Genomic DNA, 14191 nt, shown 5'->3' with positions numbered 1-14191 from the left:
TCGGCGCCGGTGTGGCACTGCCAGATACGAACGAATAAGTTTTTTACAGAGGAGCAGAAATGAAAAAGGTAATAGCAACCTCGGCCCTTGGGTTGGTCGCCCTCGGCGCGCACGCTCAAAGCAGTGTGACGCTGTACGGGGTCGTCGACGCGGGGATCGGTTATCAGAGCAGCCAGACGTCGCTCGGTTCGACGACCGGTGGCCGCTCGGTCGTCAAGATGGTCAACGGCGTCTGGGCAGGCAGCCGCTTCGGCCTGAAGGGCGGTGAGGATCTGGGCGGCGGCACGAAGGCGATCTTCCAGTTGGAAGAAGGCTTTAACAGTGCAACCGGTGCGCAGGCCGTCACCGGTCTGGCGTTCAACCGGCAGGCGTATGTCGGCGTGACCAATGCCTCCTACGGCACGTTCACCGCCGGCCGCCAGTACACGTCGTACTACACGCTGCTGTCGCCGTATAGCCCGACCACGTGGCTGACGGGTGCATACGGCGCGCACCCGGGCGATATCGATTCGCTGGATACGGTGTACCGCGTGAATAACTCGCTGGTGTACACGTCGCCGAGCATGTACGGCCTGACGGTGAGCGGCTCGTATGCGCTGGGCGGCGTGGCGGGCAGCACCAATGCCGGTTCGACGTATAGCGCGGCGATCCAGTACCTGAACGGTCCGTTCGGGATCGCGGCTGGCTACCAGCGCATCAATAACGCAGCGTCTGGCGGCGGTGCGTGGGACGCTAACTCCACGACGTCGAATGCCGGCGCGCAAGCGGGTGTGTCGGGTATCAACAACGGTTACCAGACGGCGCAGGCGCAGCAGCGCGTTGCGGTGACGGGCGGCTATGCGTTCAGCTCGCAGTGGGACGTCTCGTTCTCGTACTCGAACGTGCAATACATTCCGGGCGTGAATTCGAAGTTCCGCAGCCAGGCCACCTTCAACACGGCTGGCGCCGTGCTGCACTTCAAGCCGCTGACGGCGCTGGACCTGGCTGCAGGCTATAGCTACACGCGTGCTACGGAGTCGAACGGCATTTCGAGCGCGGCCCGCTACCAGCAGTTCAACCTCTCGCAGTACTACAGCCTCTCCAAGCGCACCGGTCTGTACGCGCTGGAAGCGTATCAGCGTGCAAGCGGCAAGACGATCGGCACGAACGGCACGAGCATCATCAACGCAACGGCCGATATCGGCGACGGCCAGAACAGCGCGCCGTCCTCGTCACGCAGCCAGTTTGCGGCTGGCGTCGGCATGATCCACCGGTTCTAATTGCCCGATGGCGTGGCGGCGTCTGCCGACGCTGCCACGGCGACGCGTTTCGAATATGCGTCGCTCAGAAATACCTGCTGCGCGCGCAACGCGCGCAGCATTTTCGGCGGCGCACGGACATCAGTTCAATCGTTAAGCTCCCCGTATCGCGCTATTGCACACCCGATGAGTTCATTGGCGGCTTTTTCAGCTCGCAGGGTCCAGATTTAGTGGCGACAATCCGACCGGGTTCAGGTGTCGGCCGATTGCCACGCACGCTCACGCGTCCGCTTCGGACCACAAACGCCCACCCGTTGCCCAGTTTTCGCGTTTGACGTCGGTGAGAATGATGTCCACCGAGTTCGGTTCGACGCCGAGCGATTCGCAAGTCGCTTTGGTAATGGCTTCGACGAACTGGCGCTTCTGCTCCAGCGAGCGGCCTTCGAAGAGTTCGATATGAAACGTGGGCATTGCGTGACTCCGTGATGAGCGATGTTGAGAAGTGAATCTAGTCGCGGTACGTGCGATCGAGCCGGTCGAGCCTGCGTAGCAAGGCAGGCCATTCCAGCGCGCCTTCGATCGCACCGCCGTCGTACAGTTGATCGGCTGTGCGTGCGGCGATGGCGTCGTCCGGCACGACGAGCTGGCTGCCGCATGCTTGCGCCTGCAGCTGGATTTCGCAGGCCTTGATCAGCGTGGCCATGAGCACATAGGCTTCGGCGACGGTGCGGCCGGCGGTCAACGTGCCGTGATTGCGCAACAGCATGGCCGGTTTGTCGGCGAGATGCGCGACGAGGCGTTCGCCTTCGGCCGGCGTAAAGGCGAGGCCTTCGTAATCGTGATACGCGAGATGGCCGTAAAAACGCAGCGCATGTTGCGACGCCGGCAGCAAACCGGCCGGTTGTGCTGAAACGGCCACGCCCGCCGTATTGTGCAAATGCATGACACAGAAAGCATCGGCGCGTGCCGCGTGCACGACGGCGTGCAGCGCGAAGCCCGTGGCGTTGACCGGATGCTCGCTCGCGCCGACGACGTTGCCTTCGATATCGATCTTCACCAGGTTCGACGCGCACACTTCGTCGAACGCGAGTCCGAACGGGTTGATCAGGAAGTGGCCGGGTTCGCCGGGAACGCTGGCCGAGATATGCGTGTAGACGAGATCGTCCCAGCCGTTGAGCGCCGCGAGGCGATAGGCGGCGGCCAGATCAACGCGGGTCTGCTGTTCCGCTTCGGACCTTGGCCCCGTCTCGATGACACGGCCGGTAGGCGTGTGAGTGAACGACATGTCTGTCTCCAGAGATTGCTTGATCGGCTGTGACGGCAGCCCGGGTTCAGGGGGCAAACCTGCAGCCTGGACCCGTATCTAAACCAGCGGCCCAACCTGCAACCCAAACCCGCCACATGACTCGCAGCGCTAACTGGCGCGGCCGACCGAAGCCGGCGAAGTGACGCGCCCTCCGGCTTCGACGCGCTCCGCCGCTTCGGGCATTCCCGTACCGCGCAAAAAACGGCCAGTGAGCCACTGCATGCACCACGACGCGAGTACGAACGGCGCGGTCATGGCCGGCAACGCATAGTAAGTGGCCGCCATTTGCAGCACGACAGAAATCACAATACCGCCAAGCGTTATCGCCATGCCGCAATCGGCCAGCGCGATCGCGGTCAGCGCGCCGTTGAATCCTAACAGGCCTGCGTCGAACGAGCTTGCGCTTGCGCCTAGCAGCAGATGCGCGGCGCTCGCAAGGCCCGCGCCGGCCAACACCCACAGGGCGTGCCGTCGTGACGCAGCCGCGATTCCGATCAAGATGAGGAAGCCAGGCAAGGCGCCGGACGCAAAGCCGGTTTGCGCGAGCCCGGCGAATAAGCCGTGGCTCAATTGCACCGCGCTGAACGTGGACTCAGTGGCGAGGCTTGCTGGCTGAACGACGCGTGCCACCAGCGGTAGCCAAAGCCACGTGACGATCAGACAGGGACTTGAGAAATAGCCGAGACCGCGCGAGCGCAGCCTGCGCGACCACGGTTCCAGCAGCCATGCCGTGCCGGTCCCGGCCAGAATCGCCACGGCTGCGGCCGTCGCGTTGTCGGCGATGAAGCTGAATGCGGCGAGACCGGCCAGCGCGCCATTGAAGCCGTGCAGGCCGGCGCGCGTGTCGTTCTCGCGATAGCCGGCCAGCACCGCGCTCACGTTGGCCGCGGTCGCGCCCGTCAGCGCCGCGCATGCGAGGCGCGGATCGGATAAGAGCCACGCGCCGAGCAGGCACGCACCGGTGAAGGCGTTCGGCTGCAACACGATCTGGCCGAGACTGCGCAACAAGGTGCGCAAGGCGGCGGATTGTGCTTCGGTTGCGGCGGCAGGCATGGTTTGAGGGCGGCGAATTCGATGCGGCGCGACTGTGTCGCGACTGTACCGCGGGCAGGTGAGGCGCGCGGCGGGTCAGGTTGAGAGTGAAACGCGAGCATAGGCTACTGGCGCCGCGCCGGGCATCGCCACCGTTGATAGTGGCTATTTGCGACACATGCGAGTCTGGAGGCGCAGCCGAAAGCCGAAAGCCGACGCATCGGCGAACCGAAAGTTTTCGCGCTACGATAGAAGCCCGGCGCGTTTGCCGCGCCGTTCCACAAGGAGGCAGACTGATGCGTGAACTACGGTGGGCATCGGAAGAGGGCGACGGCTTCGAACATCTGGCGTTCGACGCACGCGCGGACGGCTTTGCGGTGGAAAGCGTCCTGGTCGGGCAACGCTATGGCAAAGCGTATGGCCTGCACTATAAGGTGCGCTGCGATGCGCAATGGCGCACCACGTATGCATGGCTGAAAATCGTCGGCGGCGCTGAGCTGGAATTGCATGGCGACGGCGCCGGCCATTGGCACGATGGCAATGGCCTCGTACTGAACGCGATAGAAGGGTGCATCGATATCGATATCGCTGCCACGCCCTACACGAATACGTTGCCGATCCGCCGTTTGCAACTGGCCGAAGGCGAGCGCCAACCGATTTCCGTGGCCTATATTTCGACGCCGGATTTACAGGTCACGCGTGCCGAGCAGGCATATTCGTGCATCGAGTTGAATCGCGTGTATCGCTACGAGGGCATCTTCCGCAATTTCACCGCGGACCTGACGGTGGATGAAGACGGCCTCGTGATCGACTACCCGACGCTATTCACACGCTTGCCGCGCGGGCGTTGACTGTGGAGGCGTCGGGATCGCGTACGTCGTAGTTGATGACGCGGTAGCGCGCGTCGAGATGCGCGCGTACCGGTTCCCACACTATCGCCGCAGCCGGATAACCGCGCACCAGCACGATCGGTGCCGCGTCGCGCGGTCCACTCACGTAGAGCGCGAGCCGCACGTCGCCGGCCTCGACCGACAGCGTGTCGCGTATCACGCGGCCGCCTGCGCGCTGCGTCGCGCGGCTTTGCGCGCGCTCGGCGTGGCCGCGTTGGTGGCGTCGACAGCGGCGATGAGGCCGTCGATGCGCGACAGCTGCGCGCGATTGTCGTGATCCCACGGATGGAAGCCCGGCCGGAAAAAGCTCAGCCATTCGCCGGCAATACGCGGAAACACGCCATGACGCGGGCCGTACAGATACTTCACGACGCGCCACATGCCACGGATATGGCCGCCGCGTTTACGGTCGGCGATGAGCAGACGCACGTGGTAATCGAACACGATCAACCAGAACGTCAGCGTGGTGGCGAGCATCGTGCCGGTACGCAACAGGTAGCGTCCGAGTCCCGGCTTCAGCACGGCATTCCACACGTCGTACGAAACCGACTTGTGTTCGGTTTCTTCGAGCGCGTGCCACGTCCACATCTGCGCATAGCCTTCGACCGAACCGCCGATCCGCGATGCGTCTTCCAGCAGCAAGCCGGCCAGCATCGCCGTGTAATGCTCGAGGCAGACCGTGACCGCGAGTTGATACGAATGCGGCAGGACCTTGCGGCCGAAGTTGAGAATCGCCCACAGGCGTCTGTCGAGCTTGTGCGCGGGCAAACCGGCTTCCTGCAACAGATCGTTGTATTCGATGTGCTCGCGCGTATGCATCGCTTCCTGGCCGATGAACCCGAGCACCTGCTTCTTAAGCACGGGATCGTCGATCTGGTCGCGGTAGTTGCGCACGCTGTCCATGAAGAAACGCTCGCCGGCCGGGAATAGCAGCGAAAGCGCGTTGAAGAAGTGTGTCACATGCGAGCCCTGCACGTGCCAATCGCACGCGCGTTCCTGCGGTAAGTTGAAGCGGAGGTCGCGGCGAACCGGCATCATGGCCATTCTCCCTGTAATCCTTTATGTCCTGTTGATCGTGCTGACCGGGCGGATTGCTTTACGCGCTGCATGCCGTCCGTTGCGGGCGCCGCATCACGCACGCCGGCCGTCGACTTGCGCGGCGCGGCGCGCGCGTTTTTCCGCAATGCGTTTCATGCGGCGCGTCTGCATCACGACCAGCGCCTGATAGGCCGCCGGTAACGTGCGCGCCAACCAGTCGGCGGCGCGCGCATCGCGGCCGATCAGCACGCGCCGCTTGTTCCTGCGCACGCCGTCGAGAATCACGCGTGCGGCTTCGTCGGCGGTGGTGATGAAAAACTTCTCGAAGTCGTCCTTGCCCTGCTGTTCGTTTTCCAGCATGAAACCGACCATGTTCGACGAGATCCGGCTCGACTGCGCGATGCTGGTGCGAATGCCGCCCGGATGCACGCAAGTCGCCGACACGCCGCACTTCATCAGGTCGAGTTCCTGGCGCAACGCTTCGGTAAAGCCGCGCACGGCGAACTTGGTCGCGTTGTAGCCGCTCATGCCGGGCTGCGAGAACAGGCCGAACACGCTCGACGTATTGACGATATGTCCCGCGCCGGAGGCCTTGATATACGGCAGAAACGCCTTCGTGCCGTGCACCACGCCCCAGAAATTGATGCCGACGATCCACTCCAGGTCGGCATACTCCATGCCTTCGATGGTGCTCGACAATGCCACGCCCGCGTTGTTGAACACGAGGTTCACGCGCTGATGCTGCGCGGCTGTTTCGGCGGCCCAGTCGAACATCGCGGCGCGGTCGGACACGTCGAGCACGCGTGTGGTGATGCAGAGCGGCGAGCCGACGATATGCGGCGCGGCGGCCTGTGCGAGTTGCGCGGTTTCGGCGAGACTCGTCGCATTGCGGTCGGCGAGCGCAAGGTGGCAGCCTTCGCGCGCCAGACGGAGCGCGAGCGAGCGGCCCATGCCGGAGCCCGCGCCGGTGATCGCGGCCACTCTGTCGGTGAAATTCTTCATGGTTTATTTCCTCCCTGAACGGTGCCTTGTCGTTATGTTTATTCGGGTCGTGCTTTTGTCAGGTTGCTTCCGCGGACGCCGTGGCCGCGTTCCCATGCGCATGCACGGGCTGCGGCGGTGAACCATCGTGTCCGCTCAGCGGTTGCCGCACGGGCGAATACGCGAGGTAGTCGTCCATGCTGAAAGTGCGGGTCGCCTGGCGGAACTTGTAGGCAAACCCCGGCCATAGCGTGGTGTTCTTGCCGGTTTTCGGATCGAGATACCAGCTCTTGCAGCCACCCGTCGACCAGATCGCGCGGCCGAGTTTCAGCTGGATCTGCTCGTTGTAGGCGCGCTCGACCTGCGGACGCACTTCGATCGCATCGGCGCGTTCCGCGTTCATCGTCTTCAGCGCGCGCAGAACGTACTCGACCTGCGACTCGATCATGAACACCATCGAGTTGTGACCGAGGCCTGTGTTCGGGCCGACGATCATGAAGAAGTTCGGATAACCAGGCAGTGTCGTACCGAGATACGCATGCGCGCCATCGCGCCACGTATCGACGATGTCGACGCCGCCACGGCCGCGCACCACGCCGGCCGGAAACGGATCGGCCACCTGAAAGCCGGTGCCGAAGATCAGGCAGTCGGCCGGATGGCGGGCACCGTCGGTCGTGATCACCGCATCTTCCTCGACGCGGGCAATGCCGGTGGTCGTCACCGACACGTTCTGGCGTGACAGCGCCGGGAAGTAGTCGTTCGAGATCAGGATGCGCTTGCAGCCCATCGTGTAGTTCGGCGTGAGCGTGGCGCGCAATTGCGGATCGGGCACCTGGCGGCGCAGATGCCGCTCCGCGACTTTCTGCGCGGTCTTCATGAGCGAAGGATGAATCGCGAAGCCGAAGGCGCGCGATTCGAGCATGCAGTAGAGCGCCGAACGCATGATTTTCTGCGTGAACGGCAGATGCTTGAACAACCATTGTTCGAATGGCTTCACCGCACGGTCGGCCTTCGGCATGATCCACGGCGGCGTGCGCTGGAACAGGTTCAGATGCGAGACGCGCGGCGCGATCTGCGGCACGAACTGGATCGCGCTTGCACCGGTGCCGATCACCGCGACGCGTTTGCCTTCGAGCGGATACGTGTGGTCCCAATGCTGCGAGTGGAACGCTTTGCCCTTGAATGTCTCGATGCCGGGAATGTTCGGCAGGGCCGCACGCGACAGTCCGCCCATGCCCGAGATCAACACGCGCGCCGACCATTGCCGGCCGTTCGCGAATGTCAGTTGCCAGCGGTGGCGGGTTTCGTCGTAGATCGCGGAGGCCAGTTCATGGCCGAAGCGCAGATGACGCTGGATGCCGAAGCGCTGCGTGCATTCTTCCAGATACGCACGAATTTCCGGCTGGCGCGCGAACATGCGGGTCCAGCGCGGATTCGGGGCGAAGGAAAACGAATAGACGTGGGATTGCACGTCGCAGGCGCAACCGGGGTAGTGGTTGTCGCGCCAGGTGCCGCCGACCGACTCGGCCTTTTCGGCAATCATGAAATCGGTCAGGCCGGCTTGCCGCAGGCGGATCGCCATGCCGAGGCCCGCAAAGCCGGAGCCGATGATGGCGATATCGGTATCGACGGGCGCGGACGCGCCAGGCGCCGCGTCGTCGGGAGGCATCGTGCGTGCGTTCATCCGATCCGTCTCCTTGTTGTTCGCTCTTAACTGTTACATTGATTGATGTAACAATAGTGGCTGTCAACGGATGACGCAAGCAGCGGGTTAGACGGGAAACTCTATGCGCTATCGCACCGAAGCCTTAGGCGCGGCCGTCACGCGGGTCGCAGCGGACTCGCCAGCGTCGTTGCTTTGCACGATATGCAGTTCACGTGTGCGAACCGGCAAGCCGCATTGCGCGTCGGTGAGCGTTTGACGGACCTGGCGAGCGAGGTCCCAGCGCATGTCCCAGAACGCGTCGATGTTGGCCCATACGCGGATGTTCAGGACCACGGTGCTGTCGTCGAAACGGGCCACCATCACCTGCGGCGCGGGCTTTTGCAGCGCGCGCGGGTCGGCAGCGGCCAGATTGCGCAATGCGGCCAGCGCCTGCTCGACGTCGTCGCGCACCGAGATTTCCACTTCGAGATCGAGGCGGCGGGTCGGATTGCGGTTGTAATTGCGGATTGAATTGCTCCACAGCGCGCTGTTCGGCACGTATTCGCAAATGCCGTCGGCCTTCGTGAGACGCGTTGTGAACAGGCTGATTTCTTCGACGGTGCCCGACACATTGCCCGTGCCGGCATCAATCGAATCGCCCACCTTGAACGGCCGCAACAGCAAAAGCATGATGCCGGCCGCAATGTTCTGCATCGTGCCCTGCAGCGCGAGACCGATAGCGAGGCCGGCGGCGCCGAGCACGGCGACGATGCTCGCCGTCTGAATACCCAGTTGCGACAGCGCACCGATGATCGAGACGACGCGAATGCTCCACAGGCAGGTGTCGCAGATGACCGGACGCAGCGTGGCGTCCATGCGCGACTGGCTCGCGAGCAGCCGGTTGAGCGAGCGTGCGACGCGGCGGGCGACCCACCAGCCCACCATCAATAGCACCGCGGCCGCGCACAGGCGCATCGAGATCGTGGTGAGTGCGTCCCAAAGGAAGGTCCACCGGTCGGGGTGGATCTCAGCGAGTAGATTCTGCATGGCCTTGACGGTCCTGATTTTTAAAGCGGCGGCATGTTATCGGCCGCATGGTTTGAAAAAAGCATGGACACCGCGCGTTCGCGCAACGCGAGTGACGAGCCGGTATCCGGAAAATGACGCGATTAAAGCGTGCGGAGAAGGGACCGCTTCTTAAAAGGAAAGTTCTATCCGTACAAACTTTTTAACAGATCAGATTTCCGGATGCGAAGGGCGGGCGGCGCGCAATGGCGACGTGAAGGGGCGTTTTGTCGTGGCTCCGTTATCGATTGAATAACGGGGCCCGTGCAATATGGCGTGGGCCTAAGAAACTATTTCCTCAAGCCGTTGCAGCGTCATGAGATGATTTGATACGGATGGCGAAGTAATGGGTTGGTGGATTAATGGGTTGCCCCGTGTTTCTCCAACTGCCAACGTTTATTTTTGCGCCAGACTGGCGGCCACCTCGCGGTTTTGCCAGACGTTGTCCTTCACCGTGATTTTTTGTGGAATCAGATGCGCGCCGTAAAACGCATCGGCGACCACCTGCTGCGAGCGGACGATCTCGTCGGTCACGGCGGTGGTGCCGTACGGATAGCGGCGCACCCAGGTCTCGACCAGCTTCTGATCCAGACCGACCTTCGGCGCGATCAGTGCGGCAGTTTCCACCGGATGATCGTTGACCCACAGCCCGGTGGTGCGCAATTGTCCGAGAATCGCGCCGACCACATCCGGATGCTGCTGCGCGAAGTCGCGGGTCGCTTCATAGAAGTTGTGAGGGCTGTTGAGCTCCGAATAGTCCACGAGGGTGCGCGCTTTTAGTGTCTGCTGCGCCGACGCGTAGTACGGGTCCCAGATCACCCATGCATCGACGGTGCCGCCTTCGAAGGCGGCGCGTGCATCGGCGGGCGCCAGATACACCGGGTGGATGTCCTCGTAACGCAGGCCGGCTTTTTTCAGCGCTTCGAGCAGCAGATAGTTCGCGCTCGAGCCCTTCTGAAGCGCGACGCGTTTGCCCTTCAATTCCGCCACGTCGTGCAGCGTCGAATCGTTTCGGACCAGAATCGCTTCGGCATGACGTCCGGACGGTTCCGCCCCCACGTACACGAAGCGCACGCCACCGGCCTGCGCGAACACGGGTGGCGGCGCACCGGTGTAGCCGAAATCGACGCTGTTCGCGTTCAGCGCTTCGAGCAATTGCGGTCCGGCCGGAAACTCGAACCATTTGATGCTGTAGCCGAGCGGCTTGAGTTTTTCGTCGAGCGAGCCTTGCGCTTTGAGGATGGCGAGCAAGCCTGATTTCTGATAGCCGATGCGCAGCACGTTGGCCGGTTCGTTGCCGTTACTGGTGCTTTGCGCCGTCGCGCTCAAAGTGGCGAGCGCCGTCAGCAACGTGGCGGCGACGTGAAGCGAAATGCGGGTATGGCGGGGCATTCGGCGAATCTCCATTGCGTTCGATTGGTCGACGATAGTCGCATGGACGTCCCGCCGATCAAACGAAGCAATGCAGATTTGAATATGACGCGCGCGCGAACGGCTCGGGCATGAAAGCGGCTGGTTGAGCGCTGAAAGGGCACGTGCCTGCTCGCGGACGCGAGCCGCTAGCGAGGGAAAATGGCCGGCGAGTAGCCCTGCGCTTAACCCTACTTCCTGGGTTTATTTTTCTTCGTCGCTCCGCGCTCGGCCGCCGTACCGTCGGGCGCGTGGCCCAGCTTCTTTTCCATGATCGCCGCGACCCGGTCGCCGAGATAATCGCCGGAGGCTTCTTCCAGCGCGCGGTTCATTTCGCTTTCCACCAGCACCATCGCCAGCGGCCGCACCCGCCAGATCGCGTCGACGAGAGCGGGCACGTCGGCGGGCGGCGGCAGGGCGTCGGCGTCATAGCGATCCAGTTGGCGTACCACCAGATCGACCAGCGCCTTGGCGACCGCGTTGAAATGCGGTCTGGCAATACCCACGGCGTCGAGCAGGTCGGCGAGCGGAATGCCTTCCTTGGCCATGGTCGCGCCGGCGGCCAGCGCCGTTGGGCTGCCGGACACGAAAGAGAGGCCGTCGCGCTCGAGCAGACCCAGATCGACCGCTTTGCCGAGGGCGCTCGGCGAGGCCTTGTCGCCGAACATTTGCAGCAGTTCGAGCAGCGAGTATTTTTTTGGCCGCTCGCGCGACCAGCGGCTGCCGATCGCGGTTTCAAGGCCGAGGATAGAACGCAGATCGTGGCCTTCGTCGACGGCCTTGATCAGATCCTGGATGTTCGCGAGCGTGTAGCCGCGCGCGAGCAGATGGTTGATCAGCTTCAGACGCGAGACGTGCGTGTCGTCATACACGCCGACGCGGCCGCGCTTTTCCGGCGGCTCGAGCAGGCCGCGGTCCTGATAGGCGCGCACGTTGCGCACGGTGGTGTCGGTAACGCGTGCGAGTTCGTCGACGGTGTATTCGTTGCGCGGCGTGGCGCTTGCCGGGATGGTCGAACCGTCGGGTGAGGGCGGAATGGGGGGCGGCGTATTGGGCATGGAGGGATTTTACCGCGCCACGCCGTCCGGCACGGTCGAATCGCCCGCGCCCAACGTCCGCTGCATCAGCGTGGTGTCGAGCCACCGGCCGTGTTTGAAGCCGACCGCCTTCAGCGTACCGGTCAATTCGAAGCCCAACTGCGTATGCAGGGACAGCGAACCGCCGCTGCCGCCGTCGGCGATGACGGCGACCATCTGGCGCCACGGTCCGGTTTCGCAACGGTCGATCAGCGCCTGCAGCAGCACGCGCCCGAGGCCTCGCCCGCGATACGCGTCGCCGACGTAGATGGAATCTTCGATGGTGTTGCGATAGGCGGCGCGCGGCCGGTACGGCGTCGCGTAACAATAGCCGGCGACTTCGCCGTCGATCTCGACCACCATGTACGGCAGCCCATGACTGCGCACCGACGCGAGGCGCGTGCGCAGGTCGTCGACGGAGGGTGGGATTTCTTCGAACGAAGCGACGCCGGTCAGAACGTGATGCGCGTAGATCGCCTGGATCGCGGGCAGATCGGCTTCGGTGGCGTCGCGGATCACGGGTTCGGTGCTGGTCGAGCCGGTTGAACGGGGCGTGGAGGGCGCGGGGCGGGTGGTGCTCATGCGTGTTCCTGTCGTGTCCGGTGAGTCTGGGGATACGTTTTACTATGCCCGCCGCGCGTGCGAATTTGAAGCGCGTCAAAAATCGCCGCGATATATAGGCGGTGTCAGCGCAGCCATCGTGGATCGGCGTGCGCTGGAGCGGCCGCGTAGCGCCGGGCCATGCGGCTGTGTCGCGCTACGGCTTGTCGTCGTGAAGACGCATGCGCGTGGCATACGTCACGTCGATCAGCTATGCGAGTACGTATCCGGCTGCGTCACACGCCCGCGATGATGCCGGTGATGCTTTGCCTTGTGCTTCGGCTTGGCCTTGGCCGGAGGTCGTTCCGCGGATCGCGGTTGCGGTTGCTGTTGTTGTTGTTGTTGTTGTTGTTGTTGTTGTTGTTGGGCTTGCATCGGTTGCGGCTGCTGGGCCTGGGCGGCTGGTGCGGGTGCCGGATGGGCATTGCTGGACGGCAGCGTGGTTTGGCCTTCGCCGAAGTGAAAGGTTTGCGAGGTTTGCGCGTACGCGGTAGCGGACAGCGTCAGGGCCGCAGCGGCCAGGCAAATTGAAAACTTCATGAATCCATTCTCCTTCTGAACGAGCCGGTGAGGATACCGCAAAGCGGCTTGCGGCCCATTCGGAACGCCCAGGCGCCCCGGATTGAAAGAATTGATTCGTGAATTTGCCTTCCGGGCGGGTTCTGCCCGAAACATTGACTTGGCGAGCTTGAGCATCAGGCACCTGCATCCCGGACGCATCAACGCGCCAACGCACCGCCGCGCATCACGCGCCGGCTTGCGCAAACACCGGCTCGCCAAGCGTGAGCATCAGCCGGTTGGCCCACGCGAAGATCGCGATAGCGTGCGTCAGGTCGAGAATTTCCGCGTGCGTCAGCCCGTTTGCTTCGAGCCGCTCGATAGCGGCGGCGTCGACATTTTCGGGGTGGTCAGTCAGTTCGATCGCGTACCGGATGATCGCGCGCTCGCGCTCCGTGGTGCCTGCCGTCGACGGGTCCTCGAAAACCTGTTCGATCGCATCGGTTCGCTTCGCGAGCTGGCCGAATCGTTGCGCATGCACCGAAGCGCAATACACGCAGCCGTTTACGCGCGACACCACGGTGCTGGCGAGTTCGCGCTCGGCGCGCGGCAGGCCGCCTGGCGCATACATGATCGCGTTGAAGACCCCTGAGCGCTGCCGCAGAATTTCCGCTTGCTGGACCAGCAACAGATAGTAGTCAGAGGTCTTGGCATGCGGATGGCTCTCGTCGAGGACGGCGATCTGCTCGAGTGTGGCGCCGGCGAGGCTGACCGTATCGAGCCATGCGCGCCAGCCGAGCGTATCGAAGGTGAAGCCGTTGAGCCGGTCAACCGGCGATGCGCCGGCGTTCACGTGACTCATGCTGCCTCCTGTGCGGCGCGCAAAGCTTTCAGGCCCGCTACCACGCGCAATTGATAGGTGACGAATGCAATCAGCTGCGACAAGGCCACGATGCCGCGTGTCGTGATACCGGCTTGCCGCAGCGTTTGCAGATGCTCGGGACGGGCTTCGATGGGCTTGATAGTCAGCAACTTGACGTGCGAGAGGATCGCGATCAGGCGTGCGTCGGTGACGGAGTCGAGCGTGCCCGCTTCGATCGCATCGAGCGTGATCGGCTGGGCGCCGGCGGCGATGAGCTTCGCGGTGTAGGCGTCGGCGAGATCGTCAGCCAGCGAGAGGCGCGCGGCATACCATGCGGCAAACAGGCGTTCCTGCAGCGACAGGTCGGGCAATGCCGGATCGAACAACGCGTCTTCGCTGCGTTGCGTGTGCAGCGCGACCTTGTCGCGGGCATGGCGGATCGCGGCGAGCGGGCTGCCGGCCGGCAGCCCGGCGAGGGCGTCGATCGTATCGATGGTGTCGGCGCTCGAAGGCGCGGAAGGTTGAGTCGGTGACGCGAGATCGGTCATGT

The 14191-nt window shown here is 63.4% G+C and carries 15 protein-coding genes and 1 pseudogene; 2 read left to right on the top strand and 14 right to left on the bottom strand.

Annotated elements, in window-relative coordinates; translation table 11 throughout:
- The first annotated feature begins 59 nt into the window (after window positions 1–59).
- Window positions 60–1259, top strand: a complete 1200-nt coding sequence (locus tag DSC91_RS08255) for a porin (RefSeq protein WP_115777672.1) — start codon at window positions 60–62, stop codon at window positions 1257–1259.
- Window positions 1260–1517: 258 nt separating this feature from the next.
- Here DSC91_RS08255 and DSC91_RS08250 read toward each other — a convergent pair whose 3' ends face one another.
- From DSC91_RS08250 to DSC91_RS08240, 3 genes are all read right to left on the bottom strand, one after another.
- Window positions 1518–1766, bottom strand: a complete 249-nt coding sequence (locus DSC91_RS08250) for a 4-oxalocrotonate tautomerase (protein ID WP_268238879.1) — start codon at window positions 1764–1766, stop codon at window positions 1518–1520.
- Window positions 1747–2523 carry a class II aldolase/adducin family protein gene (locus DSC91_RS08245; RefSeq protein ID WP_115777671.1) on the bottom strand — a complete coding sequence of 259 codons (777 nt, stop codon included), beginning with the start codon at window positions 2521–2523 and terminating at the stop codon, window positions 1747–1749. The genes DSC91_RS08250 and DSC91_RS08245 overlap by 20 nt, the downstream gene beginning before the upstream one ends.
- A 129-nt stretch (window positions 2524–2652) precedes the next feature.
- On the bottom strand, window positions 2653–3597 hold the full coding sequence (locus DSC91_RS08240) for an urea transporter (RefSeq protein WP_115777670.1): 945 nt from the start codon (window positions 3595–3597) through the stop codon (window positions 2653–2655).
- 275 nt (window positions 3598–3872) lie between these two features.
- On the opposite strand from DSC91_RS08240, the gene DSC91_RS08235 reads away from it, so the two are divergent.
- On the top strand, window positions 3873–4427 hold the full coding sequence (locus DSC91_RS08235) for a putative glycolipid-binding domain-containing protein (protein ID WP_115777669.1): 555 nt from the start codon (window positions 3873–3875) through the stop codon (window positions 4425–4427).
- On the opposite strand, the pseudogene DSC91_RS08230 reads toward DSC91_RS08235, so the two are convergent.
- The 11 genes and pseudogenes from DSC91_RS08230 to DSC91_RS08180 form a co-directional block, all read right to left on the bottom strand.
- Window positions 4411–4626 (bottom strand): annotated as a pseudogene (locus DSC91_RS08230) (alpha/beta fold hydrolase); the annotation flags it as partial. The gene DSC91_RS08235 and the pseudogene DSC91_RS08230 sit on opposite strands and share 17 nt — an antisense overlap.
- Window positions 4623–5504 carry a metal-dependent hydrolase gene (locus DSC91_RS08225; protein ID WP_115779749.1) on the bottom strand — a complete coding sequence of 294 codons (882 nt, stop codon included), beginning with the start codon at window positions 5502–5504 and terminating at the stop codon, window positions 4623–4625. The gene DSC91_RS08225 and the pseudogene DSC91_RS08230, both read right to left, overlap by 4 nt.
- Before the next feature lie 93 nt (window positions 5505–5597).
- The gene (locus DSC91_RS08220; RefSeq protein WP_115777668.1) at window positions 5598–6506 is read right to left on the bottom strand and encodes an SDR family NAD(P)-dependent oxidoreductase; all 909 of its coding nucleotides are present in this window, start codon (window positions 6504–6506) and stop codon (window positions 5598–5600) included.
- Between the two features lie 58 nt (window positions 6507–6564).
- Window positions 6565–8169, bottom strand: coding sequence for a flavin-containing monooxygenase (locus DSC91_RS08215; protein WP_115777667.1), 1605 nt, complete (start codon window positions 8167–8169; stop codon window positions 6565–6567).
- A 108-nt stretch (window positions 8170–8277) separates the two neighbouring features.
- The gene (locus DSC91_RS08210; protein ID WP_115777666.1) at window positions 8278–9177 is read right to left on the bottom strand and encodes a mechanosensitive ion channel family protein; all 900 of its coding nucleotides are present in this window, start codon (window positions 9175–9177) and stop codon (window positions 8278–8280) included.
- Between the two features lie 414 nt (window positions 9178–9591).
- On the bottom strand, window positions 9592–10587 hold the full coding sequence (locus DSC91_RS08205; protein WP_115777665.1) for a sulfonate ABC transporter substrate-binding protein: 996 nt from the start codon (window positions 10585–10587) through the stop codon (window positions 9592–9594).
- 209 nt (window positions 10588–10796) lie between these two features.
- Window positions 10797–11663 carry a MerR family transcriptional regulator gene (locus tag DSC91_RS08200; protein ID WP_115777664.1) on the bottom strand — a complete coding sequence of 289 codons (867 nt, stop codon included), beginning with the start codon at window positions 11661–11663 and terminating at the stop codon, window positions 10797–10799.
- A gap of 9 nt (window positions 11664–11672) precedes the next feature.
- The gene (locus DSC91_RS08195; RefSeq protein WP_115777663.1) at window positions 11673–12263 is read right to left on the bottom strand and encodes a GNAT family N-acetyltransferase; all 591 of its coding nucleotides are present in this window, start codon (window positions 12261–12263) and stop codon (window positions 11673–11675) included.
- Window positions 12264–12488: 225 nt separating this feature from the next.
- Complete coding sequence (locus DSC91_RS08190; RefSeq protein WP_115777662.1) at window positions 12489–12821, bottom strand: hypothetical protein; 333 nt, start codon at window positions 12819–12821, stop codon at window positions 12489–12491.
- Between the two features lie 205 nt (window positions 12822–13026).
- On the bottom strand, window positions 13027–13641 hold the full coding sequence (locus tag DSC91_RS08185; protein WP_115777661.1) for a peroxidase-related enzyme: 615 nt from the start codon (window positions 13639–13641) through the stop codon (window positions 13027–13029).
- Window positions 13638–14189 (bottom strand): CMD domain protein, encoded by a 552-nt coding sequence (locus DSC91_RS08180; RefSeq protein WP_115777660.1) that lies wholly within the window; start codon window positions 14187–14189, stop codon window positions 13638–13640. Before DSC91_RS08180 ends, DSC91_RS08185 begins: the two co-directional genes overlap by 4 nt.
- Window positions 14190–14191 lie beyond the last annotated feature (2 nt).

This window comes from Paraburkholderia caffeinilytica, from assembly GCF_003368325.1.
In the GTDB taxonomy this organism is placed as follows: Bacteria; Pseudomonadota; Gammaproteobacteria; order Burkholderiales; family Burkholderiaceae; genus Paraburkholderia; species Paraburkholderia caffeinilytica.
The sequence above is the reverse complement of the archived record's forward strand: the minus strand, read 5'-3'. Positions and strand labels throughout refer to the sequence as shown.